Here is a 26,315-nt window from a genome sequence, read left to right as displayed (position 1 = left end):
CCTGTACGTTCAACCAACATGGGTGGCGTACTCTTCGAAGTACGCACCACCCGTCGAACATATTTGGCAGGGGAAGAAGGATTCGAACCTTCGCATGCTGGAATCAAAATCCAGTGCCTTAACCAACTTGGCGACTCCCCTACACGGGTCGACCGTGAAACACGACCGACCATTTAACTTTTATGAAGCTGCAGTGCAGCCTCAATGATAAAAGTTTTCACATTAACCATCGCTGGTGGCCCAACCTAACAGAGGATGAGCCGCCATATTGCTGCACTTGCGAACCTGCCACCGGCTGTCGGCATCCGACACATCGATGTCGTCGGCCTCGCCAGCATCACCTGTCGACATGTGCGCAAACACCGCACTTCCTGAGCCGGTCATCCTGCCTTTAAGGCCTTTGCCTGCAAGCCAAATCAGGGCTTGCGATAAAGCAGGACAGAGCCTTTCGGCTACCGGCTGCAAGTCGTTTTCACCGAAGTGATAAGGGTGTGCAGCAAAGCCTGTGATTATAGCACTAGCAGAATCGCGTTTTAGCCCGTCATCCGAAAAAATCGTTCTGGTCTCCAATCCGTCCTGCGGCTTGACCACCAGAAATTTGCCGGGCGGCAACACAACGGGCGTGATTCTCTCACCAATTCCCTCGACCCAGGCGTTGCGGCCACGCAAAAAAAACGGAACGTCGGCGCCGAGCTGCAGGCCCAGGGTTTCGAGCCGCGAAAGCGGCATGTCGAGGCCCCACAGCCGATTCAAAGCGAGCAGTGTCGATGCGGCGTCCGATGAGCCGCCGCCCATGCCGGCCTGCGCCGGCACCCTTTTCTCGATGCCGATGTCGGCCCCGAGCGAAGTCCGGCCCGCGGCCTGCAGCAGGCGCGCGGCGCGCAGCACGAGGTCGTCCGCAGGCAAGGGCGTGGTGAGGTCCTGCCGGCTCAGCCGGCCGTCGCTGCGCAGTTCGAAATGCAGCGTGTCGCACCAGTCGATCAGCATGAAGGCCGACTGCAGCAAGTGGTAGCCGTCGGCGCGCCGGCCGGTGATGTGCAGGAACAGGTTGAGCTTGGCCGGCGCGGGGACGTCGTAGATGGCCTTCAGCGTTTTCATCGTTCGAGCACCACGCGCAGATCGGCCGCGGGCAGCGGGTCGCTGCGGTGCGCCTGTACCCGGCCGTCGGCCAGGCGCGACAGGTCGGCGCGCCATCCCGGCACCGCAGTGTCGCGGCCGGCGAGCCAGTCGAACAATGCCGCCACCGGTATCACGCTGCCCGTCGCCTGCTGCACCAGCGCATCGATGGAGTCGAAGGACCGGGTCTTCCCGTCGGCCTGCATCTGCGCCGAACCGGGCTGCCAGGACAACACGGCGAGGGTGCCGCCCAGCGGTGTGAAAAGCGCCAACTCGCCCTGCCGCGCGGAGCCCTTGAGTTCGAAGCCGGCACTGAAGGATTGTGCGGACGCGTCTTCCACCTGCAGCGCGAGCCGGCCACTCCAGAAGGCCTCGGGCGTGTCGCGTTGCAGCAGCCTGGGATTGGCGCACCCGGCCAGCAGCGCAGCGCAGGCCAGCAGCATCGGCATGCGCCGCAAAAACCGCAACAACCGCGCGCTCAAAGCTTCACGCGCAGGCGTTTGATGGTTTCCTGCAGGGTTTCGTTGTCGGCGTTGAGCAGCAGGCCTTCCTTCCAGATCGCGGCGGCGCGGTCGCGCTGGCCCAGGCTCCACAGAATCTCGCCGAGGTGGGCGGCGATCTCGGCATCGGGCTGGGCCTTGTAGGCCTGGTCGAGGATGCGCAGCGCTTCCTCCTTGTTGCCCATGCGGAATTCGACCCAGCCCAGGCTGTCGGAAATGAAGGGGTCGTTCGGCACGAATTCCAGCGCCTTCTGGATCAGTTGCCGCGCCTCGGGCAGCCGCACATTGCGATCGGCCAGGGAATAGCCGAGCGCGTTGTAGGCATGGTGGAAATCGGGCTTGACCGCGATGATCTCGCGCAGCAGCCGTTCCATCTCGGCAGGCTTGTCGAGCTTTTCGGCGACCATGGCCTGGTCGTACAGCAAGTCCACGTCCTTCGGATCCTTGGCCAGTGCCGCGGCCAGCAGGTCGTGAGCGGCCTGGTAATCCTTGGCTTCGCGCAGCAACTGCACCTCGGCGGAAAGCTTGAGCCGGGTCTCGGCGGCATTGCGCTCCGGCAGGCTGCGGATCAGCGCGCGCGCCTGCGACAGCTTGCCCTGTTTGGCCAGCAGCGAAGCACGGCGGTTCTGCGCGCCGAACAGGTCTTCCGCATTCTGGATCTTGCCCAGCCAGGCTTCGGCTGCGGGATAGTCCTTGCGCTTCTCGGCCACCTGGGCCAGGGCCAGGTAGGCCTGCGACAGGCCACGGTTGCGCTCCTCCGAAGTGGGCTGGGCCTGGGCCAATGCCAGGAAACGCTGCAGGGATGCTTCGGCTGGCGCGGGGTCGTTGCCCTGCGCCTGCAGCGTGCCGAGCACGAGCCAGGCTTCGGCGAAATCGGGCTTTTCCTTGGTCAGCAACACCAGTTGCTGGGTCGCTTCCGCGGCGCGCATGCCGTCCAGCAGCACGCGTGCATAAGCCATGCGCAGTTCCGGTGCGGGTTTGCCAGCCTCGAAGTACTGCTTGACCAGCAATTCGGCCAAAGGTGTCTTCGGGCCCATCATCTCCAGCGCCAGCAGCACCGGGCCGTCGGACCGGGCGTCGATCGCCTGGGCGCGGCGCGCCGCTTCGAGCGCGCCCGAGGTGTCGCCGGCCATCAACCGCATGCGGCCGACGGTGGTCCAGGCCGAGGCGCCGACCGCCGGGTCCTGCAGGTAGGCGCCCAGGGCCTGTTCGACCACGGTCGCGGCGGACTGCTTGTCCGTGACGCGGGAATAGGTGCGCGGGATCGAGGCGAATGCCAGCGGACGCTCCATCAGCTCGACCATGGCCAGGTCGTTGCGCAGCGGCTCCAGTGTTTCCTGGGGTCGGTTTAGCAGAATGAGGATTTGCAGCAGGTAACGGTTGGCCTCGCGCGACTCCGGCTGGGCCTGCTGCCAGGCGCGGGCGGCCTGCAGCGCGGCATCGCCGGCGCGGGTCTGCAGCGCGATTTCCACGGCGCGCTGATAGAGCCGGCCGTCGTTGGCCTTGCGTGCGCCATCCAGGATCAGCGAAAAGGCCGTGCCCGGGTCGCCGCCGCCGAGATTGAGTTCACCGAGCAGCAATTCGTAGAACAACTCCGCCGTCATCGCCGAATGCACGATGGGCTGGTCCGAAGGGTCGGCCGGGGCTGTCGGGTTCGCCGGTGCGGTCTGGGCCTGCAGGCAGGTAGCACTGGCGGCCAGGGCCAGTGTGGCCAGGCCGTGGGAGGCCAATCGTTGGAGTCGCTTCATCGACCCATAATAATCCAAGGGCAATACCCGACACATTGCGCCGACCGCCATAGACCGGCTTTTCACACTGCCTTTGCCAAGGGTTTACAAACCATGGCTTCGCTTCCATTTCCACCCGCGGCGGTCTGCCGCAACGCCCAAGATGCCCGAACTACCCGAAGTCGAAGTCACCCGCCTGAGTTTTGCCGACCGCATCGCAGGCGCCGAAATCTTCGAAGCCCACCTCGGCAAGCCGCTGCGCTGGGCCCTCGGCGTCGACCCTGACGACCTGATCGGCCGCCAGGTGCTCGGCGTGCGCCGGCGCGGCAAATACCTGCTGCTCGACCTGAGCCGCGGCCTGCTGCTGGTCCATCTCGGCATGTCGGGCAGCCTGAGTTTCGCCGCGCAGCAGCCGGCGCCGGGCGCCCATGACCATTTCGATCTGGTCACCAGCCGCGGCACCTTGCGCCTGAACGACCCGCGCCGTTTCGGTGCCGTGGTCTATGCCGAGAGCGAGACCGCGCAGAACGCGCAGAAACTGCTCGGCCGCCTCGGCGTGGAGCCGCTCGGCGAGGCCTTCGACCTGAAGGCTTTCCAGGCCGGGCTGCGCGCACGCCAGTCGACGATCAAGCAGGTCCTGCTGGCGGGCGAGGTGGTGGTCGGCGTGGGCAACATCTATGCCTCGGAAGCCTTGTTCATGGCCGGCATACGCCCCACGGTGCGCGCCGCCGCCATCAGCGGGCCGCGCATGGCCAGGCTGCATGCGGCAATCCGCGAAGTGCTGACACGCGCCGTGCACAAGGGAGGCAGCACGCTGCGCGACTTCTCCAACGCCCAGGGCCAGAGCGGCTATTTCCAACTGGAAGCCATGGTCTACGACCGCCACGGCGAGCCCTGCCGCGTCTGCGCCACGCCGATCCAGCAGCTGCGCCAGGGCCAGCGCTCCACTTACTTCTGCCCGCAATGCCAGAAGCGCTGAATCGAGGCCGCGCGTCGGGGGGCGGTGCAAGCCTGGGGGTGTGCCTAACACTGCTATATTTTGCCGAGATGTTTCCAATTACGACAAAGAGCACGCACTAGTGGCGACTTCCTTCAACGAGCAATTCGGCCAGTACGGCGCGTGGCGGCGCGAGTTCGCGTTGCGTCTCAAGCTGCTGTCGGCCTGGATGAAGGAGCACGCACTGCTGGACGCGGCGGTGCAGGATCGACTGCGCCGACTCGAGGATCAGATGCGCAGCGACAAGGTCAGCGTCGCCTTCGTCGCCGAATTCTCGCGCGGCAAGTCGGAGCTGATCAACGCGCTGTTCTTCGCGACTTACGGCCGGCGCATCATGCCGGCCGGCGCGGGCCGCACCACCATGTGCCCGACCGAACTCGGCTTCGACCCGGCTTTGCCGGCCAGCCTGCGCCTGCTGCCCATCACCTCGCGGCTGGACACCCGCTCGCTGATGGACTGGCGCCTCGCGCCCGAGGAATGGACGGAGGTGGCGCTGGACGTGCACGATCCGGCGCAGCTCGCGGGTGCGTTGACCAAGGTCACCGAGGTGCGGCGCGTGCCGATCGACGAGGCCCGCGCGCTCGGTTTCTGGCACGACGACCTGCCCGACGACAACCCCATCGCCGATGCGGCCGGCCAGGTGGAAGTGCCGCGCTGGCGCCATGCGCTGGTGAACATCGCCCATCCGCTGCTGCAGCAGGGCCTGGTGATCCTGGATACGCCGGGGCTGAACGCCGTCGGCGCCGAGCCCGAACTCACCATCAACCTGATCGCCCAGGCGCATGCCGTGGTTTTCATCCTGGCCGCCGATGCGGGCGTGACCCGATCCGACATGGCGGTGTGGCGCGAACACCTGAGCGGCGAGGCCACACACGACAACGCGCGCGTGGTGGTGCTCAACAAGATCGACACCTTGTGGGACGCGCTCAGCACCCCCGAGCAGATCGCGCGCGAGATCGACCGGCAGCGGGCCGCTTCCGCCGCCATCCTCGGCCTGCCGGCCGAACGTGTGATGGCGGTGTCGGCCCAGAAGGGCCTGCTGGCCAAGATCAGTGCCGACGACGCGTTGCTGCAGGCCAGCGGCCTGCCCGCGCTCGAACAGCTGCTGGGCCAGGGCATCCTTGGCGAGCGGCAGAACATCCTGCGCGCCACGGTGTCGCGCGGCATCGCCGAGCTACGCCTGGAGACCGGCCGCGTGATCCAGATGCGCCGGCGCGAACTCTCCGAGCAGAAGATAGAACTGCAGGGCCTGGGCGGCAAGAACACGGCCGTCATCAAGAACATGCGGCAGCGCATCGAGCAGGAGAAGCTTGAATTCGACATCGGCAACGCCAAGATCCACGCCGTGCGTTCGGTGCAGCACAAGCTGCTGGGCGAAGTGTTCGGCCTGCTCGGCAGCCGCGCGCTCAAGGCCGAGATGATGGCGCTGGCCACCGCGCTGCAGCGGCCCGGGCTCAAGCTCGGCATGAAAGGCATCTACGCCGAGACTTTCACCCGGCTGCGCGGCAACCTGGACCGCGCGCGCGCCCACAGCCTCGAGATCCAGAGCATGCTGGCCGCCACCTTCCGCCAGCTCAACGCGGAATACGGCTTTTCGCTGCAGGCCCCCGCCGAGCCCGACGTCATGCGCTTCGACAAGGAACTGCAGCAGATCGAACAAGGTCACCTGCGATATCTCGGGCTGGGGCACGCGCTGCGCATGGCCCAGCCCGAATTCGCCGACCGGCTGGTGCGGGCGCTGGCGACACGGCTGCGCGCCGTCTATGAGGCGGCATTCGCCGAGGTGGAGCTGTGGAGCAAGACCGCGGCCGGCCAGCTGGAAGCGCAGTTGCAGGAGCGGCGCACCAGCTTCGGGCGGCGCATCGAGGCCATCGACCGCATCCAGCAGGCGGCCGGCGGCCTCGACGAACGCGTGGCCGAGATCGAAAGCCAGGAGGCTGTGCTCGGCCAGCTGGAAACGCGTCTGCAATTGCTGACGTCCTACTTCGTCTCCACCGGCGTGGCGCTGCAGGACCAGGCCGCCCCCGAGGCTTCGCCATGAGCGACGATATCCTGCCGGCCGTATTGCCCGGCGTGGCGGAGGACCGCGCAGCCGGCTCGGTCGCCGATCGCGTGGTGCACTGGCAAGCCAGCCATGGTCGCCACAGCCTGCCTTGGCAGAACACCGTGGACCCGTACCGCGTCTGGCTGTCCGAGATCATGCTGCAGCAGACCCAGGTCAGCGCGGTGCTCGAATACTTTCCGCGTTTCCTGAACCGCTTCCCGGACGTGGCGTCCCTGGCGGCCGCGCAGCAGGACGAGGTGCTGGTGTTGTGGGCCGGTCTCGGCTACTACAGCCGCGCCCGCAACCTGCATAAATGCGCGCAGCAGGTCGTGGCTTTGCATGGTGGCCAGTTCCCGGGCACGGCGGCCGAATTGCAGACGCTGCCCGGTATCGGCCGCTCCACCGCTGCGGCCATAGCGTCGTTCTGTTACGGCGAACGCGCGGCCATCCTCGATGGCAATGTGAAACGGGTGTTGACACGGGTACTCGGCTTCGACGCCGACCTTTCGGTGGCCAGCAACGAGCGTGCGTTGTGGGACCGAGCCACCGCACTGTTGCCGCTCGACGACCTCGCCGTGGCCATGCCGCGCTATACCCAGGGGCTGATGGACCTGGGCGCCACCATCTGCCTGGCGCGCAACCCGTCCTGCCTGTTGTGCCCGTTGCGCGAAGTCTGTGTCGGCCATCGCTCGGGCGATCCGACGCGGTTTCCGGTGAAGACGAAAAAGCTCAAGCGCAGCACCGAATCCTGGTGGCTGCTCTGGGCGCGGGATGCACAGGGCCGGGTGTGGCTCGAACGCCGCCCCGACGCGGGCGTCTGGGCCGGCCTGTTCTGCCTGCCGGTGTTCGCCAGCCGCGAGGCCATCGGGCTGGCGCAAGAGGGCGGTGTGGAAGACCTGCCCGCATTCCTGCACGTGTTGACCCACAAGGACCTGTTCCTGCATCCGGTGCGGGTGGCGTGGCCGGATGGCGTGGCGCCCGGCGCCAACGGCCAATGGGTGGAGGCCGCACGCTGGGCCGACTTCGGCTTGCCGACGCCGGTGCGCAAGCTGCTTGAAGCGACCTAGTCAGGATCACTTCCACCGTTCGGGCTGAGCCTGTCGCAGCTCGCCCGAGCCCATCGACAAGCTCAGGGCGAAAGGAATTCCCCTGGGCTGATCAGAAAATCGTCGAGCCCGACTTCAAGCCGCGCGACTGGCCGTTGAAGTCGCCGCGCGCATCGAGTTCACGGTGCCGCTTCAGGGTCACCCAGCGCTGGCTGAATGCCGCCGTGAGCTTCTCCACCAGGTACACCGAGCGGTGCTGGCCGCCGGTGCAGCCGATGCCGACCGTCACATAGCTGCGGTGGTCCCGCGCCAGGAGTTCGAGCCAGTGCGAGAGGAACTGCTCGATGTGGCTGAACATCTGCGCCACGTCGCGGCTTTGCCGCAGGAACTGCGCCACCGGTTCGTCGCGGCCGGTGAGTGGCCGCAGGTCGGCTTCGTAGTGCGGATTGGGCAGCATGCGCACGTCGAAGACGTAGTCGGCGTCGAGCGGAATGCCGCGCTTGAAGGCGAAGGATTCGAACACCAGCGTGAGCTGGCTGGAGGCCGACGCCACCAGACCCTTGATGTAGCCCTGCAACTGCGACGAGCGGATGATGCTGGTGTCGATCACATGTGCCTGTTCGCGCAGGTCGGCCAGCAACTCGCGTTCGAGCTCGATGGCTTCGAACAGCGCGCGCTGCTGGTCCATCAGATCCGAACGCGACAGCGGATGCTTGCGCCGCGTCTCCGAATAGCGCCGCACCAGCGTGTCCGTGGCGGCGTCGAGGAACAGCAGCTTGATGTCCACGCCATTGCGCCGCAGGGTGTCGAGCTGTTGCGGCACCAGCGGCAGCGAGGTCGCGCTGCGCACGTCCATGGCGATCGCCACCTTGGCCGCACCCTGCGTCTGCTCCAGCTTCACGAAGGTCAGCAGCAGCTCGGGGGGCAGGTTGTCGACGCAGTAGAAGCCCGCATCCTCGAGCGCGTGCAGCGCCACGGACTTGCCCGAGCCCGACATGCCGGTGATGAGGACGATTTCAGTGTTCATGGTGGTCACCGTCGAGGCGGGTTGTTCAAGGCATGCCCAGCATTTCCTTGGCGTGCGCCAGGGTGGTGCTCGAGAGGCGTTCACCGCCGAGCATGCGCGCAACTTCGGCCACGCGTTCCTCGCCGGCCACGCTGCCCACACTGCTCACGGTGGTTTTGCCTTCGCGCTGCTTGGCCACCACCAGGTGGTGGTCGGCGCACGCGGCCACCTGGGGCAGATGCGTGACGGCCAGCACCTGGCGGTCGCGGCCGAGCTGTTTCATGAGCCGGCCCACGGTCTCGGCCACGGCGCCGCCCACGCCGGAGTCGACCTCGTCGAAGATCAGCGTCTGTGCCGTGCCGAGTTCGCTGGTGGTCACGGCAATCGCCAGCGCGATGCGCGACAACTCGCCGCCGGAGGCCACCTTGCCCACCGGCCGCGGCGAACTGCCCGCATGGCCGGCGACCAGGAACTGCACTTCTTCCATGCCGCTGGCGCTGGGCTCGGCGGGCAGCAGCGCCACCTCGAAACGGCCGCCCTGCATGCCCAGGCCTTGCATGGCCTGGGTGATGGCGCGGGCGAGCTTGGGCGCGGCCAGGTTGCGGGCCTTGCTCAGCAGCTTGGCCTCGGCCAGATAGGCCTCGTGGGCCGCGCGTTCGGCCGCCTCGAGCGCGCCCTGGTCGGCGGCGGCATCGAGTTTGGCCAGTTCCTGCTTCCACGCGGCCAGCAGCGCGGGCAATTCGGCCGGGGTGCGTTTGTAGCGGCGTGCCAGCGACACCCACAAGGCCAATCGCTCATCGAGCTCGGCCAGGCGGTCCGGGTCGAGTTCGGTCTTGCGCAGTGTGCTGTGCAGCGAATGCGCGGCGTCTTCGGCTTGCGCCAGGCTCGATGCCAAAACCTCCGCCAACGCACGGTATTCGGGCGCAATGTGCTCCTGATTTTGTAGCGCCGTGTGCGCACGCACCAGGCCGCCGAGCGCGCCGCTGTCGTCGTTCTCCAGCGCGTCGATGGCGGTCTGCACCGCGTCGAGCAGGGCCTGCGCGTTCGACAGCCGCGCGTGGTCGGTGTTGAGTTCGTCCCATTCGTCGGCCCCGGGCGCGAGTTTTTCCACCTCGCCGATCTGCCAGGCCAGGCGCTCCTGCTCCTGCTGCAGGGAATCGCGTGCCGAACGGGCATCGGCCAGCGCCTTCTGCGTCGTACGCCAGGCGGCCCAACGTTTTTCGAGCGTGGCCGGACCGGTGCCGGCGTAGGCGTCGAGCAGGCCACGCACCGTGTCGGGCCGCGTCAGGCTTTGCCAGGCGTGCTGGCCGTGGATGTCGAGCAACTGGTCGCCGATGTCGCGCAACTGCGTGGCCGTGGCCGGGCTGCCGTTGATCCAGGAACGGCTCTTGCCCTGGGCGTCCACCGTGCGGCGCAGGAGCAGGCTGTCGGCCACGTCGAAGCCGGCGTGTTCCAGCCAGGCCACCGTCGCCGGCGGGCTGTCGAATTCGGCGGCGATGTCGGCCCGTGCCGCACCTTCGCGCACCACGCCGGCATCGGCCCGGCTGCCGAGCGCGAGTTGCACCGCGTCGATCAGGATGGATTTGCCCGCGCCGGTTTCGCCGGTGAGCACGCTGAAGCCCGAGGACAGGTCCAACTCGAGTTCGCGCACGATCACAAAATCGCGCAGGGTGATACGTTTGAGGGCCATTTCAGTGCTGAGCCTTGGAGTGCATGTTCACGAATTGCCTTCGTTCCAGCGCAACTTCTTGCGCAATGTGTCGAAATAGCTCCAGCCCTTGGGATGCAGGAAGCGCACATGGTGCTGCGAGCGCCGCACCGAGATGCGGTCGCCGTGCTGCAGCGAGGCCAGCGACTGCATGTCGAAATTGGCGCTGGCGTCGCGGCCGGCCACGAGTTCGATGACGATCTCGCCGGGGTCGGCCAGCACGATGGGCCGGTTCGACAGGGTATGCGGCGCAATCGGCACCAGCACCCAGCCCGGGATCGAGGGATGCAGCAGCGGCCCGCCCGCGGAAAGCGCGTAGGCCGTGGAGCCGGTGGGCGTGGCGATGATCAGGCCGTCGGCGCGCTGGTTGGCGATGAGCTGGCCGTCCACCTCGACGCGCAGCTCCACCATGCCCGAGGTCGCGCCGCGGTTCACCACCACGTCGTTCATCGCGCGCGCGTCGAACACGCACTGGCCGTCGCGCATCACGCGCGCATGCATCAGGCTGCGATGGTCTTCCTCATAGGCGCCCCGCAGCATCGGCGTGAGCGTGGCCTGGTAGGTGTCGATCGGGATGTCGGTCACGAAGCCGAGCCGTCCCTGGTTGATGCCGATCAGCGGCACCCCGTAGGCCGCGAGCAGCCGCCCGATGCCGAGCATGGTGCCGTCGCCGCCGACCACCAGGCCCAGGTCGCATTCGGCGCCGATGGTGTCCACGTCCAGCGCGCGGTAGCCGGCGATGCCGGTGTTGGCCACCGTCTCGCGTTCCACCACCACCTCGCAGCCTTGGGCCTTGAGGTACGTGGCGATGCCTTCCAGCGCCTGCCGCGAAGCTTCCGTACTGGCGCCGCCGGCCGAGCCGGGAGCGTGGTACTTGCCAAATAACGCGACGCTTCGGAATTTAAGGGTCATTCGCAAATTACATCATTAAAATGATTTGATGCTCGATGATCGTGCCAAGTTGTTGTTGAAAGCGCTGGTCGAGCGGTATATCGCCGAAGGCCAGCCGATCGGTTCGCGCACGCTGTCGCGCGCATCGGGGCTGGACCTGTCGCCGGCCACCATCCGCAACGTGATGTCCGACCTCGAAGACCTCGGCCTGATCGTCAGCCCGCACACCTCGGCCGGGCGCATTCCCACGGCGCGCGGCTACCGGCTTTTCGTCGACACCATGCTCACCGTGCAGCGCGACGGGCCGCAGCCGCCCAGGCTCGCACCCGAGCAGCCACAGAAGGTGATCGCCAACGCGGCCAACCTGCTGTCCAACCTGTCGCAGTTCGTCGGCGTGGTGATGGCGCCGCGGCGCACGTCCGTGTTCCGCCACATCGAATTCCTGCGCCTTTCGGAAAAGCGCCTCTTGGTGATCATCGTCTCGCCCGACGGCGACGTGCAGAACCGCGTGATCTTCACCGAGGCCGACTATTCCCAGACCCAGCTCGTCGAGGCCGCCAACTACCTCAACGCCAACTACGCCGGCCTTGCCATGGAGCAGGTGCGCGAACGGCTCAAGAACGAAGTGGAAAGCCTGCGCGGCGAAATCGCCAGCCTGATGCAGGCCGCGGTGCACGCCAGCTCCGAAGCGCTGACGCAGGAGCAGGACGAAGTGGTCATCTCCGGCGAACGCAACCTCCTGTCGGTGAGCGACTTCGCGGGTGACATGGGCAATCTGCGGCGCGCCTTCGACCTGTTCGAGCAGAAGACGCAACTCATGCGCCTGCTCGACATCTCCAGCCAGGCGGCCGGCGTGCGCATCTACATCGGCGGCGAGAGCCAGGTCGTGCCGTTCGAGGAACTCTCCATCGTCAGCGCACCGTACGAGGTCGACGGCCAGGTCGTCGGCACCCTGGGCGTGATCGGCCCGACGCGCATGCCCTACGACCGGATGATCCAGATCGTGGACATCACCTCCAAGCTGGTCAGCAACGCGCTGAGCCGGCCGAAATAGGCCGGCGGACCAACCGGAAACGGTGGAGGGCGGCCTCTACAATAGCGGCTCGGTCGGGGCGTTAGCTCAGTTGGTTAGAGCAGAGGACTCATAATCCTTTGGTCCACGGTTCAAGTCCGTGACGCCCTACCATTCTTCATCCGTGTTGGCCGATCCATGCCTGCGGTCGCAGGCCGCTCGGTCCCTAGCTGGCCGTCGCGGCCATCCCCACGGAAATGCGGTTTTCCCGCTCCGGCAACAGATACATGGGGATCTCGCGCACCTCGGTGCGCAGGCCGCCGTTCGGGCTCGCCACGGTGAAACGCTCGGTGAGCGCACTCTCCAGGAACTCATCCACCTCGCACTTCAATGCGTCCAGCAACGCCTGGTTGGCGGAGGCGGTGCCTGAATCGGTCGCATGGTCGAAAGGAATTTGCATTTTTGCTAGCACTCCGGCGCGGTGTGGCTTGATCAAGATAAGTATAGAGACTTGTATTTCAATAGCAACCGGGCCAGTTGCTGGCGCATCGGGGCGACGAGCGGCACGAGCAGTTCCATGCGGTCCTTGATGCGCGGGTTGGGCACGTCGAGGTGGATGTTGAGCACGCCGACCAGGCCGGTGTCGCTGGCGAACAGCGGCACGCACACGAAGCTCTGCACGCTGCTCCTGATGTTGGGCTGGTCGAAGTAGTCGAGCATCTCGGCCTTCACGGTGTCGGGGGCTTTCAGGTCTTCCAGTGCGCGGCGGTAGTCCGCGATGCTGGCGTAGGCGACGTGGATGATGTTCACGCAGGCGTTCACCGCGCCGGGCAGGGTGGGGCGCTCCTTCGACGCGCGGTCGGCGTGGGCGGGGGCGAGTGCCACGGGGATCGCGAAATGCTCGAGTTCGTTGTCGGGGGCCTCCACGCCGTCGGCGATCGACGCCGCGGGCAGCATGTCGAGCACGCCGGCCGCGTTGTCCAGGGTGAGGCCGCTGTCGGCGTAGCGCAGGCGGCCGGCCAATGCCTGCTGCAGTGCGGGCCGGGACTGGATTTCGGCCTGCGTGACGTACAGCATGATGTTCAGGCCGTAGCGCACCTTGCGCCCGGCGAGCTGGTGGCCGTCGAAGGTCTGGATCACGCGGCCGACCACCGACAGGAAGCGCCGCAGAAAGACTTCCAGGTCGGCGCGGGCCGAAGGTACCGAGGTGTCGAGCCGGGCCGATTTGGCCGAGATGCTGTCGCAGACGTCATAGGCGCGGCGGAAGTCTTCAAGCACGCCGAGCGGCGGTAGCGAATGCAGCTGGCCTACGGCGGTGGTCAGCTCCTGCGAGCGTTCCTGCAGCGAGGCCAGCAGGCGCTTGACCTCGGCCGAGGCGCGGTCCGCATCACGCTTTTTGGCCCAGGCATTGCCGACGCCGAGCGACAGCAACAACAGGCACAGCAGCCAGAACACCGTGGAGTGCAGCGAAAAATCGGGGCTGGCGGGAGAGGCCGGCACCAGGAAGGAGGCAGCGATCTCCGTCTTCCAACTACTCCACGCGTAACCCACGCCGATCGAGAAGAACGGGATGATCGCGCCCACCCAGGAGGCGGCCAGCAGCCAGTTCAGTGCATCGACGAACTTGTGCATGCCGGCAGTGACGGTTTTGCCGATACCTGGCGTTGGGGGGCTCATGGCACCTATTGTGAAGCTTCGCGTGGACCCTGGCGCGGGCATTGCGCGCCGGCCGCGGGCACGGGCGGGCCCGGTTTTTGCCTCCATAATTCTTTCATCCATCATCGCATCGCGAAAGGCTTCTCATGATTCTGGTGACAGGCGGCGCCGGCTACATCGGCACCCACATCTGCGTCGAGTTGCTCGATGCCGGCCATGACGTGGCCGTGTTCGACAACTTCAGCAACAGCCAGCCCGAGGCCCTGGCGCGGGTGAAGCGCATCACCGGCAAGTCGCCACGCCTGATCGAGGGCGACATCCGCGACCGCGCGGCGCTGGTCGCAGCCCTGCGTGACAACGCGGTCACGGCCGTCATCCATTGCGCGGGGCTGAAGGCCGTGGGCGAGTCGGTGGAAAAACCGCTGAGCTATTACGACAACAACGTCGTCGGCACGGTGCGCCTGCTCGAGGCCATGGGTGAATGTGGCGTGAAGATCCTCGTGTTCAGCTCGTCGGCCACGGTGTACGGCGAGCCGCAGTTCCTGCCGCTGACGGAAGACCACCCGCTGTCGGCAACCAACCCCTATGGCCGCAGCAAGCTCATGATCGAGGACATGCTGCGCGACGTGCAGCGCAGCGACGCCTCCTGGCGCTTCGGCATCCTGCGCTACTTCAATCCGGTGGGCGCGCATGCCAGCGGCCTGATCGGCGAAGATCCGCGCGGCATTCCGAACAACCTCATGCCCTTCGTGGCGCAGGTGGCGGTGGGCAAGCGCGAGAAGCTCAGCGTCTGGGGCAACGACTACGCCACGCCCGACGGCACCGGTGTGCGCGACTACATCCACGTGGTCGACCTGGCCGCCGGCCACCTGAAGGCGTTGGAGGCCCTGCAGCGTTCGCCCGATCTGCTGACGGTGAACCTCGGCACCGGCGTGGGCTACAGCGTGCTCGACATGGTCGAGGCCTTCGAGGCCGCCAGTGGCAAGGCCGTGCCCTACCAGATCATGCCGCGCCGCGCGGGCGACGTGGCCGCCTGTTATGCCGAGCCGGCGGCCGCCTTGCAACTGCTGGACTGGCGTGCCGAGCGCGGGCTGGAGGCGATGTGTGTCGATGCCTGGCGCTGGCAGAGCGCCAATCCGCAGGGATTCGGCGGCTAGCCGCGTCCAATCTCCGGCCAGCGGTGATGCAGCCAGAGCCAGGCGGCCAGGCCGATGCCCATCATCAGCAGGGAAGCCAGCGCGAGCAGCACCGTGGAGTGCATCACCAGCGGTGCGATCACGCCGGCCACCACGCCGTTGGCGGTGGAGCCGACCACGGCCTGCAGCGAGGACGCCATGCCGCGTCGCGCTGGGTAGAGATCCAGCACCAGCAGCGTGACCACCGGCACCATCAGCGCCCAGCCGAAGGCGAACACCGCGATCGGCGGCAGCGCCCAGAGCGGTTGTGCGGTCCACACCAGGTTGGCCGCCAGGTTCAGCAACGCCACCACCGTCATGATCAAAAAGCCGTGGCGGATTTGCCGCTTGGGCGGGATGCGCCCGGCGAGTCGCCCGCTGGCCCAGGCGCCGCCCATGATGCCGGAGATGGTGAGGATGAAGAACCAGAAGAACTGCGTGGGCGCCAGGTGCAGCAGCGTGCCCAGGAACTCCGGCGCCGACAGCACGTACAGGAACATGCCGTTGAACGGCACGCCGCTGGCGAAGGCCAGCAGCACGAAACGTGGGTCCGACATCAGTTGCCGGTAGCCGCTCATCAGGTCGGGCACGTGGAAGGGTTGGCGCTGTGCGGGCTGCAGCGTCTCGGGCAACAGCCGCCAGTTGCTGATCCACAGCACCACACCGACGCCGGTGAGAAACCAGAACACGCTGTGCCAGCCCAGGTGCACGAACAGCCAGCCGCCCACGATGGGGGCGATCGCCGGTGCCACACCGAAGTAGATGGTCACCTGGCTCATGACCTTCTGCGCCTCGGCCGGCGGGTAGACGTCGCGGATCACGGCGCGCGAGACCACGATGCCGGCGCCGGTCGACAGACCCTGCAATGCGCGAAAGAGGACCAGCTGGCCGATGTTCTGCGACAGCGCGCAGCCGGCCGAGGCGATGGTGAACACGGCGATGCCCCAGAGCACCACGGGCCGGCGGCCGAAGCTGTCTGACAGCGCGCCGTGGAACAGGTTCATGAAGGCGAAGCCGAACAGGTAGGCCGACAGCGTCTGCTGCATCTCCACCGGCGTGGCGCCGAGCGAGCGCGCGATGCCGGAGAAGGCCGGGATGTAGGTGTCGATCGCGAACGGGCCCAACATGCCCAGCATCGCGAGCAGCACTGACAGCGCCCACTTGGGGCCGCGCCAGACCGGGTCGGCGTTGGGTGTCATCGCCGGCCCGTTCTCAAGCGCATCGTGTCGGACGTTTTACAGGCCTGCGGCAGCACGCAAGGCAGCTGCTTTATCGGTACGTTCCCACGTGAATTCCGGCTCCTCGCGACCGAAGTGGCCGTACGCGGCGGTCTTCTCGTAGATCGGGCGCAGCAGGTCGAGCATCTGGATGATGCCCTTGGGCCGCAGGTCGAAGTGCTCGGCCACGAGTGCCGACAGCTTGTCGTCGGAGATCACGCCCGTGCCTTCGGTGTAGACCGTGATGTTCATCGGCTTGGCCACGCCGATGGCATAGGCCACCTGGATCTGGCACTGGCGCGCCAAGCCGGCGGCCACGATGTTCTTGGCCACGTAGCGCGCGGCGTAGGCGGCCGAGCGGTCGACCTTGCTCGGGTCCTTGCCCGAGAACGCGCCGCCGCCGTGCGGGCAGGCGCCGCCATAGGTGTCGACGATGATCTTGCGGCCGGTCAGGCCGCAGTCACCCTGCGGGCCGCCGATGACGAAGCGGCCGGTCGGGTTGATCAGGTAGCGCGTGTTCTGCAGCCACTCCTTGGGCAGCACCGGCTTGATGATCTCCTCGATGATGGCTTCGGTGAACGAGGCCTTCATCTTGGTCGAAGTTTCGCTCTGGTCCGGGCTGTGCTGGGTGGACAGCACCACGGTGTCGATCGAGTGCGGCTTGCCGTCCACGTAGCGCATCGTTACCTGGCTCTTGGCGTCGGGGCGCAGGAAGGGCAGGCGGCCGTCCTTGCGCAGCTGGGCCTGGCGCTCCACCAGCCGGTGCGCGTAGTAGATCGGCGCGGGCATCAGCTCGGGCGTCTCGTCGCAGGCGTAGCCGAACATCAGGCCCTGGTCGCCGGCGCCGGTGTTCAGGTGGTCGTCGCTGGCGTGGTCCACGCCCTGGGCGATGTCGTTGCTCTGCTTGTCGTAGGCCACGAGCACCGCGCAGCCCTTGTAATCGATGCCGTACTCGGTGTTGTCGTAGCCGATGCGCTTGATGGTGTCGCGCGCGACCTGGATGTAGTCGACGTGCGCGTTGGTGGTGATCTCGCCGGCCAGCACGACCAGGCCGGTGTTGGTCAGCGTCTCGGCGGCCACGCGGGAGAGGGGATCCTGCTTGAAGATCGCGTCCAGGATCGCGTCGGAGATCTGGTCGGCCACCTTGTCGGGATGGCCTTCGGAAACGGATTCGGACGTGAAGAGGAAATCGTTCGCCATTTGAATAAACTCCAGTGTTGTTGAAAACAGACCTTTGATGCGCTGCTTACGGCCCTGGAGCCTTTGGCGAACGCTTTAGCAGAATTATTTCAAGTCGCCCTGCAAGTAGTTCAGTAACTCAGCGACCGCCGCCATTCTAACGTGATGACATTTTTATTTCGACTCGCGGCGCGCCTGCCCCTGCCGGTGCTGCACGCGGTGGGCGCGTGGCTGGGCTGGGTGGTCTATGCCTGTTCGCCCACCTACCGCCGCCGCTTCCAGGACAACATCCGCCAGGCCGGCGTCTCGCCGCAGCAGGCGCGCCGCGCCATCGCCGAGGCCGGCAAGCTGGCCACCGAACTGCCCTGGCTGTGGCTGCGCCCGCCCGCCGAGAAGCTGCCGCTGATCACCTGGCAGGGTGCTGAGCTGCTCGAGCAAGCCCTGGCGCGCGGCAAGGGCGTGATCTTCATGACGCCGCACGTCGGCAGCTTCGAGGCCGTGCCGCTGGCTTTCGCCGCCCGTTTCAGCCCCAAATACGGCGCGATGCCGATCCTGTACCGGCCGTCCAAGTTCAAGTGGCTCGACGACTTCCTGCGCGCCGCGCGCTCGGCACCCGGCATGGAGCCGGCGCCGACCACCACGGCCGGCGTGCGCCTGATCCTCAAGGCGCTCAAGCAAGGCCGCGTCACCGGCATGCTGCCCGACCAGGTGCCCGGCGACGGGCTGGGCGTGTGGGCGCCGTTCTTCGGCCGGCCGGCCTACACCATGACGCTGGCCCTGCGCCTGGCGCGCCAGACCGGGGCGCCGATGCTCACCGCGCTGTGTGACCGCCTGCCGGGCGGCGCCGGCTACGTGATCCACGTGGCGCCGCTGTCGCTGCCGCTCGACCAGGGCGACGAGGCCGCGGCCACGGCATTGAACGCGGCGCTGGAAAAAGTCATCCTGCAGCGGCCGGGCATGTACCTCTGGAGCTACAACCGCTACAAGCGGCCACGCGCCCAGCCCTCGGCCGAAACGCCGTCCGCGGCTCCGCCCGCCTGAGTCCAAACAAGGATCGATGTTGTCTTATCTCGGTATCGTTTTCATGCGCCTGCTGGCGCTGCTGCCGCTGTCATGGGTGCGCGGGCTGGGCTGGCTGGTGGGGGTGCTGCTGTTTCACCTGGTGCGTTCGCGCCGGCGCATCGCCGAAACCAACCTGGCTTTGTGTTTTCCGCAGAAGAGTGCTGCCGAGCGGCGCGCCATGACGCGCCAGGTCTTCATCCGTTTCGTGCAGGCCTGGCTCGACCGCGGCTGGCTCTGGCATGCCGCGCCCGAGGTGACGAAGCGGCGCCTGCGCATGACCGGCGACCTCGCACAGCTGGCCGGCGAAGCGCCGACGGTGCTGTTCGCGCCGCATTTCGTCGGCCTCGATGCCGGCGCGACGGCCCTGTCGCAGCAGATCCCCCGGCGCTACACCACGCTGTACGCCAAGCAGTCCAATCCCGTGGTCGACGAGTGGATCAAAAAGGGCCGGCTGCGTTTCGGCGAGGTGCGGCTGTTCGGCCGTTTCAGCGAGATGAAACCCATCGTCGCCTCACTGCGCGCTGGCGAGGTGCTGTACCTGCTGCCCGACATGGACTTCGGTGCCAAGGACGCGTTCTTCGTGCCGTTCTACGGGGTGAGCGCAGCCACGCTGCCGTCATTGCCGCGTTTCGCGCGCCTGGGCCGGGCCAAGGTGGTGCCGGTGCTCACGCGGATGACGCCCGAGGGGTACGACGTGGAAATTTTGCCGGCCTGGACCGACTATCCGACGCAGGACGTGGAGGCCGACACCGCGCTCATGAACCAGCGGCTGCAGAGCTATATCGACACCATGCCCGAGCAGTATTTCTGGGTCCACAAGCGCTTCAAGACGCGGCCTCCGGGCGAGCCGGGTGTTTATTGATTTGCTAGTGATTCGATAGCTGGTAACGCAGCACTGAACTGCGCTGGAGGCCTGAAAGGCTTCTATGCCTCGTCGAGATTCTCGGGTTCTTCGAGGTCCGGCTCGGCCGGCTTCACGGCGGGCGCGGCGGCACCTTCCGGATGCGCCCACTGCCACAGCAGCATGCTGGCCTCGTCGATGCCCTGCTTCTTGAGCGCCGAGAACAGCTTGACTTCGCCGCCGCCGGCCTGCAGCCGCGCGATCGACAAGGCCTTGGTCGATTCCTCGCGGTTGAGCTTGTCGGCCTTGGTCAGCAGGATCAGGAACTTCAGGCCCTCGACCACGCGCGGGCGGATGATGTCGAGCAGGATCTCGTCGAGCTCGGTCAGGCCGTGGCGCGGGTCGCACATCATCACGATGCCGGTCAGGTTCTCGCGCGTGACCAGGTAGTTGGCCATCACCTGTTGCCAGCGCACCTTGTCGGCCTTGGGCACGGCGGCATAACCGTAACCCGGCAGGTCGGCCAGCACCGCGTCGGTCACGCCCTGCTTGCCCAGGGCGAACAGGTTGATGTTCTGCGTGCGGCCGGGCTTCTTGGAGGCGTAGGCCAGCTGCTTTTGCTGCGTCAGCGTGTTGATGCAGGTGGACTTGCCGGCGTTGGAGCGGCCGACGAAGGCGATCTCCGGGATGTCGAGCGGCGGCAGGTGGTGCAACTGGGGTGCCGTGGTGAGGAAGCGCGCGGTGTGCATCCAGCCGGAGGCCACGACGGCGGCCGATTTGGCTTCGGCAGGTTTGGCCGTGGCCGTCTTCGCGGGGGCCGTCTTGGCGGCGGCCGCGGGCTTGCGGGCACGGGGATGGGAGGTGTTGGTCATGCAATCTTCGACGCGCCCTCGAGAAGAGGGCTGGACCCTCATTGTAGAATCAAGGGGTTTTGCGCAAACAAACAGCGTCGGAACAGCGCCTGAATAGCTCCAATACAAGACCCTCGATAAGACAAACCCGCTATGAAGTTCTTTGCCTCCCTGTTGGTCTCCGCTGTGCTCGCAGCCCCCATGTTGACCTTCTCGCCGAGTGCTTCGGCCGCCGAGGAAAAGCCCGCCGCGCCAGCCGTTGCCAAGCCCGACCTGGTCAAGGGCGAGGCCAGCTTCACCGCCGTGTGCGCGGCCTGCCATGGCGCCGACGGCAATTCGGGCGTGCCGGCCAACCCCAAGCTCGCGCAGCAGCATCCCGAATATCTGGTCAAGCAGCTGCAGGAGTTCAAGTCCGGCAAGCGCAACAATCCGATCATGAAGGGCTTCGCCTCGACGCTGAGCGACGACGACATGCGCAACATCGCCTACTGGGCCGCGTCGAAGAAGGCCAAGCCCGGCTTCGCGAAGGACAAGGCACTGGTGTCCCTGGGTGAAAAGATCTACCGCGGCGGCATCGCCGACCGCCAGGTGCCCGCCTGCGCCGGCTGCCACAGCCCGACCGGCAGCGGCATCCCTTCCCAATACCCGCGCCTGGGCGGCCAGCATGCCGACTACACCGCGGCGCAACTGGTGGGCTTTCGCGACGGCGCACGCCTGAACAGCCTGCCGATGACGCAGGTCGCCGCCAAGCTCAACGACCGCGAAATCAAGGCCGTGGCCGACTACATCGCCGGCCTGCGCTGAGCGCAGTCCGAGCCGCCATGGCATTTTCGTGGCATGCAGGATTGAACCAAGCGCCACTTCCAGCACCTAACAAGGGCGGGGCATCGACGATGACCCGCCTTTTTTGATTCCAGTCCAGAACCCGCAATGTCCGTTTCCACCCAAGGCGTCAGCGTCAGAACCCGCTCACCGCTGCTGCGCGCGCTGGTCGAGATGCTGTCGTCGATGCGCTTCGCGATCTCGCTGCTGACGCTGATCTGCATCGCCTCGGTGATCGGCACGGTGCTCAAGCAGCACGAGCCGCTGGGCAACTACATCAACCAGTTCGGCCCTTTCTGGGCCCGCGTGTTCGAGGCCGCGAGCCTGACCGCCGTCTACAGCGCCTGGTGGTTCCTGCTCATCCTGGCCTTCCTGGTCACCAGCACGTCGCTGTGCATCGCCCGCAATGCGCCGAAGATCCTCGTCGACGTGCGCACCTACAAGGAAAACATCCGCGCGCAGAGCCTGAAGGCGTTCCACCACCGCGCCGAGGCCACGCTGGCCGAGACGCCGGAAGCCGCCGCCCGGCGCGTGGGCCAGTTGCTCGTCGGCGGGGGCTGGAAGGTCAAGCTGCAGCAGCGAGAAACGCCCGGGGGCGCGGGCTGGATGGTGGCGGCCAAGGCCGGTGCGGCCAACAAGTTCGGCTACATCGCCGCCCACAGCGCCATCGTGCTGGTGTGCATCGGCGGGTTGCTCGACGGCGACCTGGTGGTGCGCGCGCAGATGCTGTTCACCGGCAAGAGCGCCTATGCCGGCGGCGGCATGATCGCCGACGTCAAGCCCGAGCACCGGCTGCCACCCGGCAACCCGACCTTCCGCGGCAACATCCTGGTGGCCGAAGGCACGCGTTCGAGCACGGCCATCCTGAACCAGGCCGACGGCATCCTGGTGCAGGACCTGCCTTTCGCCATCGAACTCAAGAAATTCATCGTGGAGTACTACTCCACCGGTATGCCCAAGCTGTTCGCCAGCGAGATCGTGATCCACGACCGCGACACCGGCGCCGCCACACCGGCACGGGTCGAGGTGAACCACCCGGCCAGCTACCGCGGCGTGGAGATCTACCAGTCCAGCTTCGACGACGGCGGCTCCTCGGTCAAGCTCAAGGCGATCCCGATGAATGCGGCCACCAAGCCCTTCGAGATCGACGGCGTGATCGGCGGCACATCCAGGCTGGCGCGCGGCGAAGGCACGGGCCATGACGCGCTGACGCTCGAATACACCGCCCTGCGCGTCATCAACGTCGAGAACTTCGGCGGCGGCAACAGCCCCGACGGCTCCGGCCTGGACGTGCGCAAGGTCGACCTGCGCGCCTCGATCGACGCCCGCCTGGGCGCGGCCAACAAGACCGTCACGCAGAAGGAGCTGCGCAACGTCGGCCCGAGCATTTCCTACAAGCTGCGCGACGCCTCCGGCCAGGCGCGCGAATTCCACAACTACATGCTGCCGGTGGACACCGGCGAGGGCGCGCCTTCGTTCCTGCTCGGCGTGCGTGAGAACCCGTCCGATGCCTTCCGCTACCTGCGCATTCCGGCCGACGACGCCGGCGGCATGGAAGGATTCCTGCACCTGCGCGCCGCGCTGGCCGACCCTGCGTTGCGCGAGAAGGCGGTGCAGCGCTATGCGGCCAAGGCGGTGGACGCGGCCCGGCCCGAACTCGCGCAGCAGCTCGCGGCCTCGGCCAACCGGGCGATGGCGCTGTTCGCCGGCGCCGAGACCGACGGGACGAAGGGCGCGCCTGCCAAGCCCGGTGGCGGTTTGCAGGCGATCGCCGATTTCATGGAAGCCAACGTGCCCGAGGCCGAGCGTGGGCGCGCTGGCGAGGTGCTGGTGCGTATCCTCAACGGCGTGCTCTTCGAACTTGCGCAGATCACGCGCGAGCAGGACAAGCTGGCGCCGCTGGTGCCGAGCGAGAAGACCCAGGCCTTCATGACCCAGGCCGTGTTGTCGCTGAGCGACGCGCAGCTCTATCCCGCGCCGATGGCCTTCGAGCTCACCGACTTCAAGCAGGTGCAGGCCAGCGTGTTCCAGGTGGCGCGTGCGCCGGGCAAGAATGTGGTGTATCTTGGCTGCGCCTTCCTGATCCTGGGCGTGTTCGCGATGCTGTACGTGCGCGAACGCCGGGTCTGGGTGTGGATGGCCCCCGATGGGGAAGGCACGCAGGCGACGATGGCGCTGTCCGCCAACCGCAAGACCATGGACGGCGACCGCGAATTCGAACATCTCAAGCTGAAGCTGATCGGCGTGGAAACGTTGAAGAAGGACCCGACATGAACACCGCAACCGGTGCAGCCCCGCGTGGTACGCCCGCCACCAAGACCATCACCCTGAACGAAGGCTTTTTCAGCCGCCGCAGCCCTTTCGACTGGTTGTTCGCCGCGCTGATGCTGGCCGGCGCCTGGTTCACCTTCAGCCGCTACGGCGCCTACATGGACGTGTACGAACGCGGCATCCTGGTGGCGGCGGTGCCGGCGCTGGTGTCGCTGGCCTGGTTCTGGCGGCCGCTGCGCTGGCTCACCCTGGCGGTGATCGGCTTTTCGCTGCTGGCCATTTTCTCCTACCAGGGCTCGGGGCTGGAAGGCCAGGCTCAGCTCGCGCGTTCGGAAAACGTGTTCTGGCTCAAGTACTTCCTGTCCAGCCAGTCGGCGATCCTGTGGATGAGCATGCTGTTCTTCATGAGCACCATCTTCTATTGGCTCGGCATGCTGTCGTCGCCACAACACAGCGGCAGCCTGGAACTCATTGGCTCGCGCCTGGCCTGGGTGGCGGTGGCGATGGCGCTGATCGGCACCATGGTGCGTTGGTACGAGAGCTACCTGATCGGCGCCGACGTCGGCCACATCCCGGTGAGCAATCTGTACGAGGTGTTCGTGCTGTTCTCCTGGCTCACTGCGGCCTTCTACCTCTACTTCGAGGCGCAGTACAAGACGCGTGCGCTCGGCGCCTTCGTGATGCTGGTGGTGAGTGCGGCGGTCGGCTTCCTGCTCTGGTACACCGTGGTGCGCGAGGCCCACGAGATCCAGCCGCTGGTGCCCGCACTCAAGAGCTGGTGGATGAAGCTGCACGTGCCGGCCAATTTCATCGGCTACGGCACCTTCGCGCTGTCGGCCATGGTGGCGTTCGCCTACCTGATCAAGCAGCAGGCTGGCCAAACCCGCTGGTACAAGCTTGCGCCGCTGTGGCTCCTGGGCATCGTGCTGTGTTTCGAGCCGGTGGTGTTCCGCAAGACCGTGGGCGATGCCGGCAGCGGTTATTGGGCCGTGTACTTCGGGATTTCGGCGCTGATCGTGGCCAGCATCGTGTTCGGCCGCCGGCGCATCGCCGCGCGGCTGCCGAGCTTCGAAGTGCTCGACGATGTGATGTACAAGTCCATCGCCGTCGGTTTCGCCTTCTTCACCGTGGCCACGGTGCTCGGCGCCCTGTGGGCCGCCGAAGCCTGGGGCGGCTACTGGAGCTGGGACCCGAAGGAAACCTGGGCGCTGATCGTCTGGCTCAACTACGCGGCCTGGCTGCACATGCGGCTGATGAAGGGGCTGCGCGGCACTGTGGCCGCCTGGTGGGCGCTGGTGGGGCTGGCGGTGACGAGCTTCGCGTTCCTCGGCGTCAACATGTTTTTGAGCGGATTGCACAGTTACGGCACTTTGTGACGAAAACCTGGTCTATCCAGTTCAGATAAATACCAAACAGGAATTTGCCATGCTGATCAAGACCCGGAACGACGGTTTCATCCACCCCGCCTCGAGCGAGATCACCCCGCAGGCGGTCTACGCCGGCCGGCGTGACCTCATGAAGCTCATGGCCACCGGCGCGGCGGGTGCGGCGATGGCGACCTGGGCCGGCCGCGAGGCCTTGGCCCAGTCGGCGCCGGGATCGGGCAAGCTCGCGCCGCTCAAGGGCGCGAAGTCGGCCGTGGCCGGCGCGGTGACCATGGAAAAGATCACCGAATACAAGGACGCCAGCACTTACAACAACTACTACGAGTTCGGCACCGACAAGGCCGATCCGGCCAAGAACGCCCACACGCTGAAGACCACCCCGTGGACGGTCGAGATCGAAGGCCTGGTCAAGAAGCCCGGCAAATACACGCTCGAAGACCTGCTCAAGCTCAGCGCGCAGGAAGAACGCATCTACCGCCTGCGCTGCGTCGAAGGCTGGTCGATGGTGATCCCGTGGGTGGGTTATTCGCTGGCTGAGCTCATCAAGAAGGTGGAGCCGCAGCCCGGCGCCAAGTTCATCGAATTCGTCACGCTGGCCGATCCGAAGACCATGCCTTTCGTCGGTTCGCGCGTGCTCGACTGGCCCTATGTCGAAGGCCTGCGCATGGACGAGGCCATGCATCCGCTGACGCTCTTGACCTTCGGCATGTACGGCGAGGTGCTGCCCAACCAGAACGGCGCGCCCGTGCGCATCGTCGTGCCATGGAAATACGGTTTCAAGAGCGGCAAGAGCATCGTCAAGATCCGCTTCACCGACAAGGAACCCGCCACCGCCTGGAACAAGGCCGCGGCCAACGAATACGGCTTCTATTCCAACGTGAACCCCAACGTCGACCATCCACGCTGGAGCCAGGCGACCGAGCGCCGCATCGGCGAAGACGGCCTGTTCGCCAAGAAGCGCAAGACGCTGATGTTCAACGGCTACGAGGCCCAGGTCGGGCAACTCTACGCCGGCATGGATCTCAAGAAAAATTTCTGAGTATGTGGCCCCCACGCGCATCGCTTCGCGTATCGCTGCCCCCCGAGGGGGCGCGTCAGCGGCTTCGGAGCGGCCGGGCGCCGCTGACCCGCTGATGCTGCTGCCTGCCAAAGTCCTGCTGCATCCCGCCGCCAAGCTGGTGGTGTTCGCGCTGTGCGCATGGCCGTTTGCGTGGCTGGCGTGGAACGTGTTCCAGGCGCAGGCGGGCAACGCCAACATCCTCGGCGCCAACCCGGCCGAATTCCTGATCCGCGCCACCGGCGACTGGACGCTGCGTTTCATCTGCATCGTGCTGGCCGTCACGCCGCTGCGCGTGTTGACGAAGACGCCACCGTTGGCGCGGTTTCGCCGGATGTTGGGACTGTTCGTCTATTTTTACGTCGTGATGCACCTGTTGAGCTACAGCTGGTTCGACATGGGTTTCGACGTGGCCGACATTGCCAAGGACATTGCCAAGCGGCCGTTCATCCTGGTGGGTTTTTCGGCCTTCGTGCTGCTCACGCCGCTGGCTGCCACGTCGTTCAACCGCGCCATCAAGGCGCTGGGCGCGAAGCGCTGGCAGGCGCTGCACAAGCTGGTGTATGTGATCGCCGGCCTCGGCATCCTGCATTTCTTCTGGCTGCGTGCGGGCAAGAACAACTTTGCCGAGGTGTCGGTCTACGCGGCCATCATCGCTGTGCTCCTGGGCTGGCGCGTCTGGCAGGCTATTAAGAAAAAGAGGCTTTCAAGCCCAGTGGGCCTGCGCAGCCAGCTATCGAAATAGAAGCAAG

Annotated in this window: 23 protein-coding genes and 2 tRNA genes; 13 read left to right on the top strand and 12 right to left on the bottom strand. The window is 66.4% G+C overall.

Annotation, left to right across the window (positions count from 1 at the left end):
• Nucleotides 1–64: 64 nt before the first annotated feature.
• The 4 genes from RD110_RS20845 to RD110_RS20830 form a co-directional block, all read right to left on the bottom strand.
• Nucleotides 65–141 (bottom strand) — tRNA-Gln (locus tag RD110_RS20845).
• A gap of 81 nt (nt 142–222) precedes the next feature.
• Complete coding sequence (gene ispE / locus RD110_RS20840; protein WP_076205370.1) at nt 223–1,089, bottom strand: 4-(cytidine 5'-diphospho)-2-C-methyl-D-erythritol kinase; 867 nt, start codon at nt 1,087–1,089, stop codon at nt 223–225.
• Between the two features lie 5 nt (nt 1,090–1,094).
• Nucleotides 1,095–1,565, bottom strand: coding sequence for an outer membrane lipoprotein LolB (locus RD110_RS20835; RefSeq protein ID WP_076201684.1), 471 nt, complete (start codon nt 1,563–1,565; stop codon nt 1,095–1,097).
• A gap of 29 nt (nt 1,566–1,594) precedes the next feature.
• Nucleotides 1,595–3,364, bottom strand: a complete 1,770-nt coding sequence (locus RD110_RS20830) for a tetratricopeptide repeat protein (RefSeq protein WP_083686406.1) — start codon at nt 3,362–3,364, stop codon at nt 1,595–1,597.
• A gap of 142 nt (nt 3,365–3,506) precedes the next feature.
• Between RD110_RS20830 and mutM the strand changes: the two genes are divergently transcribed.
• The 3 genes from mutM to mutY all read left to right on the top strand — a co-directional run bounded on the left by mutM (nt 3,507) and on the right by mutY (nt 7,451).
• The gene (mutM, locus tag RD110_RS20825) at nt 3,507–4,322 is read left to right on the top strand and encodes a bifunctional DNA-formamidopyrimidine glycosylase/DNA-(apurinic or apyrimidinic site) lyase (protein ID WP_076201682.1); all 816 of its coding nucleotides are present in this window, start codon (nt 3,507–3,509) and stop codon (nt 4,320–4,322) included.
• Between the two features lie 100 nt (nt 4,323–4,422).
• Nucleotides 4,423–6,381: a dynamin family protein gene (locus RD110_RS20820; protein ID WP_076201680.1), complete on the top strand. Its 1,959-nt coding sequence runs from the start codon at nt 4,423–4,425 to the stop codon at nt 6,379–6,381.
• Nucleotides 6,378–7,451, top strand: a complete 1,074-nt coding sequence (mutY, locus tag RD110_RS20815; protein ID WP_076201678.1) for an A/G-specific adenine glycosylase — start codon at nt 6,378–6,380, stop codon at nt 7,449–7,451. The genes RD110_RS20820 and mutY overlap by 4 nt, the downstream gene beginning before the upstream one ends.
• Before the next feature lie 91 nt (nt 7,452–7,542).
• On the opposite strand, the gene rapZ is transcribed toward mutY, so the two are convergent.
• Genes rapZ through RD110_RS20800 form a run of 3 tightly spaced genes read right to left on the bottom strand, consistent with a single transcriptional unit; the run spans nt 7,543 to nt 11,056 of the window.
• Nucleotides 7,543–8,457 (bottom strand): RNase adapter RapZ, encoded by a 915-nt coding sequence (gene rapZ / locus RD110_RS20810; RefSeq protein ID WP_076201676.1) that lies wholly within the window; start codon nt 8,455–8,457, stop codon nt 7,543–7,545.
• Nucleotides 8,458–8,482: 25 nt separating this feature from the next.
• Complete coding sequence (gene recN, locus RD110_RS20805; protein ID WP_076201674.1) at nt 8,483–10,126, bottom strand: DNA repair protein RecN; 1,644 nt, start codon at nt 10,124–10,126, stop codon at nt 8,483–8,485.
• A gap of 27 nt (nt 10,127–10,153) precedes the next feature.
• Entirely contained in the window at nt 10,154–11,056 is a 903-nt protein-coding gene (locus RD110_RS20800) for an NAD kinase (RefSeq protein WP_076201672.1), read from the bottom strand.
• A gap of 28 nt (nt 11,057–11,084) precedes the next feature.
• Between RD110_RS20800 and hrcA the strand changes: the two genes are divergently transcribed.
• Complete coding sequence (hrcA, locus tag RD110_RS20795; RefSeq protein ID WP_076201670.1) at nt 11,085–12,089, top strand: heat-inducible transcriptional repressor HrcA; 1,005 nt, start codon at nt 11,085–11,087, stop codon at nt 12,087–12,089.
• 55 nt (nt 12,090–12,144) lie between these two features.
• Nucleotides 12,145–12,221: transfer RNA gene (locus RD110_RS20790), tRNA-Ile, on the top strand.
• A 52-nt stretch (nt 12,222–12,273) separates the two neighbouring features.
• Here the strand turns inward: RD110_RS20790 and RD110_RS20785 are convergent.
• Both RD110_RS20785 and RD110_RS20780 read right to left on the bottom strand, forming a co-directional pair.
• Nucleotides 12,274–12,507 carry a hypothetical protein gene (locus RD110_RS20785; RefSeq protein ID WP_076201668.1) on the bottom strand — a complete coding sequence of 78 codons (234 nt, stop codon included), beginning with the start codon at nt 12,505–12,507 and terminating at the stop codon, nt 12,274–12,276.
• 32 nt (nt 12,508–12,539) lie between these two features.
• Nucleotides 12,540–13,724 carry a hypothetical protein gene (locus RD110_RS20780; protein WP_076201666.1) on the bottom strand — a complete coding sequence of 395 codons (1,185 nt, stop codon included), beginning with the start codon at nt 13,722–13,724 and terminating at the stop codon, nt 12,540–12,542.
• A 125-nt stretch (nt 13,725–13,849) separates the two neighbouring features.
• Between RD110_RS20780 and galE the strand changes: the two genes are divergently transcribed.
• A complete protein-coding gene (gene galE, locus RD110_RS20775; protein ID WP_076201664.1) occupies nt 13,850–14,860 on the top strand; it encodes a UDP-glucose 4-epimerase GalE in 1,011 nt (336 codons plus the stop codon).
• Here the strand turns inward: galE and RD110_RS20770 are convergent.
• Entirely contained in the window at nt 14,857–16,077 is a 1,221-nt protein-coding gene (locus tag RD110_RS20770; RefSeq protein ID WP_076201662.1) for a multidrug effflux MFS transporter, read from the bottom strand. The genes galE and RD110_RS20770 overlap by 4 nt on opposite strands.
• Before the next feature lie 36 nt (nt 16,078–16,113).
• On the bottom strand, nt 16,114–17,295 hold the full coding sequence (metK, locus tag RD110_RS20765) for a methionine adenosyltransferase (protein WP_076201660.1): 1,182 nt from the start codon (nt 17,293–17,295) through the stop codon (nt 16,114–16,116).
• A gap of 144 nt (nt 17,296–17,439) precedes the next feature.
• Here metK and RD110_RS20760 point away from each other — a divergent pair, with 144 nt between their 5' ends.
• Nucleotides 17,440–18,315 carry a lysophospholipid acyltransferase family protein gene (locus RD110_RS20760; protein ID WP_076201658.1) on the top strand — a complete coding sequence of 292 codons (876 nt, stop codon included), beginning with the start codon at nt 17,440–17,442 and terminating at the stop codon, nt 18,313–18,315.
• Nucleotides 18,316–18,331: 16 nt separating this feature from the next.
• A complete protein-coding gene (locus tag RD110_RS20755; RefSeq protein WP_076201657.1) occupies nt 18,332–19,198 on the top strand; it encodes an LpxL/LpxP family acyltransferase in 867 nt (288 codons plus the stop codon).
• Nucleotides 19,199–19,260: 62 nt separating this feature from the next.
• Here the strand turns inward: RD110_RS20755 and yihA are convergent, their stop codons facing one another.
• Nucleotides 19,261–20,049: a ribosome biogenesis GTP-binding protein YihA/YsxC gene (gene yihA / locus RD110_RS20750; protein WP_083686404.1), complete on the bottom strand. Its 789-nt coding sequence runs from the start codon at nt 20,047–20,049 to the stop codon at nt 19,261–19,263.
• Nucleotides 20,050–20,181: 132 nt separating this feature from the next.
• Here yihA and RD110_RS20745 point away from each other — a divergent pair, with 132 nt between their 5' ends.
• The 5 genes from RD110_RS20745 to RD110_RS20725 all read left to right on the top strand — a co-directional run bounded on the left by RD110_RS20745 (nt 20,182) and on the right by RD110_RS20725 (nt 26,308).
• A complete protein-coding gene (locus RD110_RS20745) occupies nt 20,182–20,832 on the top strand; it encodes a c-type cytochrome (protein WP_076201655.1) in 651 nt (216 codons plus the stop codon).
• A gap of 126 nt (nt 20,833–20,958) precedes the next feature.
• Nucleotides 20,959–23,124, top strand: coding sequence for a cytochrome c biogenesis protein ResB (locus RD110_RS20740; protein ID WP_076201653.1), 2,166 nt, complete (start codon nt 20,959–20,961; stop codon nt 23,122–23,124).
• Nucleotides 23,121–24,497: a c-type cytochrome biogenesis protein CcsB gene (ccsB, locus tag RD110_RS20735; RefSeq protein WP_076201652.1), complete on the top strand. Its 1,377-nt coding sequence runs from the start codon at nt 23,121–23,123 to the stop codon at nt 24,495–24,497. Before RD110_RS20740 ends, ccsB begins: the two co-directional genes overlap by 4 nt.
• A 49-nt stretch (nt 24,498–24,546) precedes the next feature.
• Complete coding sequence (gene msrP / locus RD110_RS20730; protein WP_076201650.1) at nt 24,547–25,545, top strand: protein-methionine-sulfoxide reductase catalytic subunit MsrP; 999 nt, start codon at nt 24,547–24,549, stop codon at nt 25,543–25,545.
• Between the two features lie 94 nt (nt 25,546–25,639).
• Nucleotides 25,640–26,308 carry a protein-methionine-sulfoxide reductase heme-binding subunit MsrQ gene (locus RD110_RS20725; RefSeq protein WP_076201649.1) on the top strand — a complete coding sequence of 223 codons (669 nt, stop codon included), beginning with the start codon at nt 25,640–25,642 and terminating at the stop codon, nt 26,306–26,308.
• Nucleotides 26,309–26,315 lie beyond the last annotated feature (7 nt).

The organism is Rhodoferax koreense, assembly GCF_001955695.1.
GTDB lineage: Bacteria > Pseudomonadota > Gammaproteobacteria > Burkholderiales > Burkholderiaceae_C > Rhodoferax_B > Rhodoferax_B koreensis.
The sequence above is the reverse complement of the archived record's forward strand: the minus strand, read 5'-3'. Positions and strand labels throughout refer to the sequence as shown.

Coding starts and splice junctions, on each gene's coding strand:
- RD110_RS20835 (WP_076201684.1), bottom strand. CDS start 1,565: ATGCCGATGCTGCTGGCCTGCGCTGCGCTGCTGGCCGGGTGCGCCAAT.
- RD110_RS20830 (WP_083686406.1), bottom strand. CDS start 3,364: ATGAAGCGACTCCAACGATTGGCCTCCCACGGCCTGGCCACACTGGCC.
- mutM (WP_076201682.1), top strand. CDS start 3,507: ATGCCCGAACTACCCGAAGTCGAAGTCACCCGCCTGAGTTTTGCCGAC.
- mutY (WP_076201678.1), top strand. CDS start 6,378: ATGAGCGACGATATCCTGCCGGCCGTATTGCCCGGCGTGGCGGAGGAC.
- rapZ (WP_076201676.1), bottom strand. CDS start 8,457: ATGAACACTGAAATCGTCCTCATCACCGGCATGTCGGGCTCGGGCAAG.
- recN (WP_076201674.1), bottom strand. CDS start 10,126: ATGGCCCTCAAACGTATCACCCTGCGCGATTTTGTGATCGTGCGCGAA.
- RD110_RS20800 (WP_076201672.1), bottom strand. CDS start 11,056: ATGACCCTTAAATTCCGAAGCGTCGCGTTATTTGGCAAGTACCACGCT.
- hrcA (WP_076201670.1), top strand. CDS start 11,085: ATGCTCGATGATCGTGCCAAGTTGTTGTTGAAAGCGCTGGTCGAGCGG.
- RD110_RS20785 (WP_076201668.1), bottom strand. CDS start 12,507: ATGCAAATTCCTTTCGACCATGCGACCGATTCAGGCACCGCCTCCGCC.
- RD110_RS20780 (WP_076201666.1), bottom strand. CDS start 13,724: ATGAGCCCCCCAACGCCAGGTATCGGCAAAACCGTCACTGCCGGCATG.
- galE (WP_076201664.1), top strand. CDS start 13,850: ATGATTCTGGTGACAGGCGGCGCCGGCTACATCGGCACCCACATCTGC.
- RD110_RS20770 (WP_076201662.1), bottom strand. CDS start 16,077: ATGACACCCAACGCCGACCCGGTCTGGCGCGGCCCCAAGTGGGCGCTG.
- metK (WP_076201660.1), bottom strand. CDS start 17,295: ATGGCGAACGATTTCCTCTTCACGTCCGAATCCGTTTCCGAAGGCCAT.
- RD110_RS20760 (WP_076201658.1), top strand. CDS start 17,440: ATGACATTTTTATTTCGACTCGCGGCGCGCCTGCCCCTGCCGGTGCTG.
- RD110_RS20755 (WP_076201657.1), top strand. CDS start 18,332: ATGTTGTCTTATCTCGGTATCGTTTTCATGCGCCTGCTGGCGCTGCTG.
- yihA (WP_083686404.1), bottom strand. CDS start 20,049: ATGACCAACACCTCCCATCCCCGTGCCCGCAAGCCCGCGGCCGCCGCC.
- RD110_RS20745 (WP_076201655.1), top strand. CDS start 20,182: ATGAAGTTCTTTGCCTCCCTGTTGGTCTCCGCTGTGCTCGCAGCCCCC.
- RD110_RS20740 (WP_076201653.1), top strand. CDS start 20,959: ATGTCCGTTTCCACCCAAGGCGTCAGCGTCAGAACCCGCTCACCGCTG.
- ccsB (WP_076201652.1), top strand. CDS start 23,121: ATGAACACCGCAACCGGTGCAGCCCCGCGTGGTACGCCCGCCACCAAG.
- msrP (WP_076201650.1), top strand. CDS start 24,547: ATGCTGATCAAGACCCGGAACGACGGTTTCATCCACCCCGCCTCGAGC.
- RD110_RS20725 (WP_076201649.1), top strand. CDS start 25,640: ATGCTGCTGCCTGCCAAAGTCCTGCTGCATCCCGCCGCCAAGCTGGTG.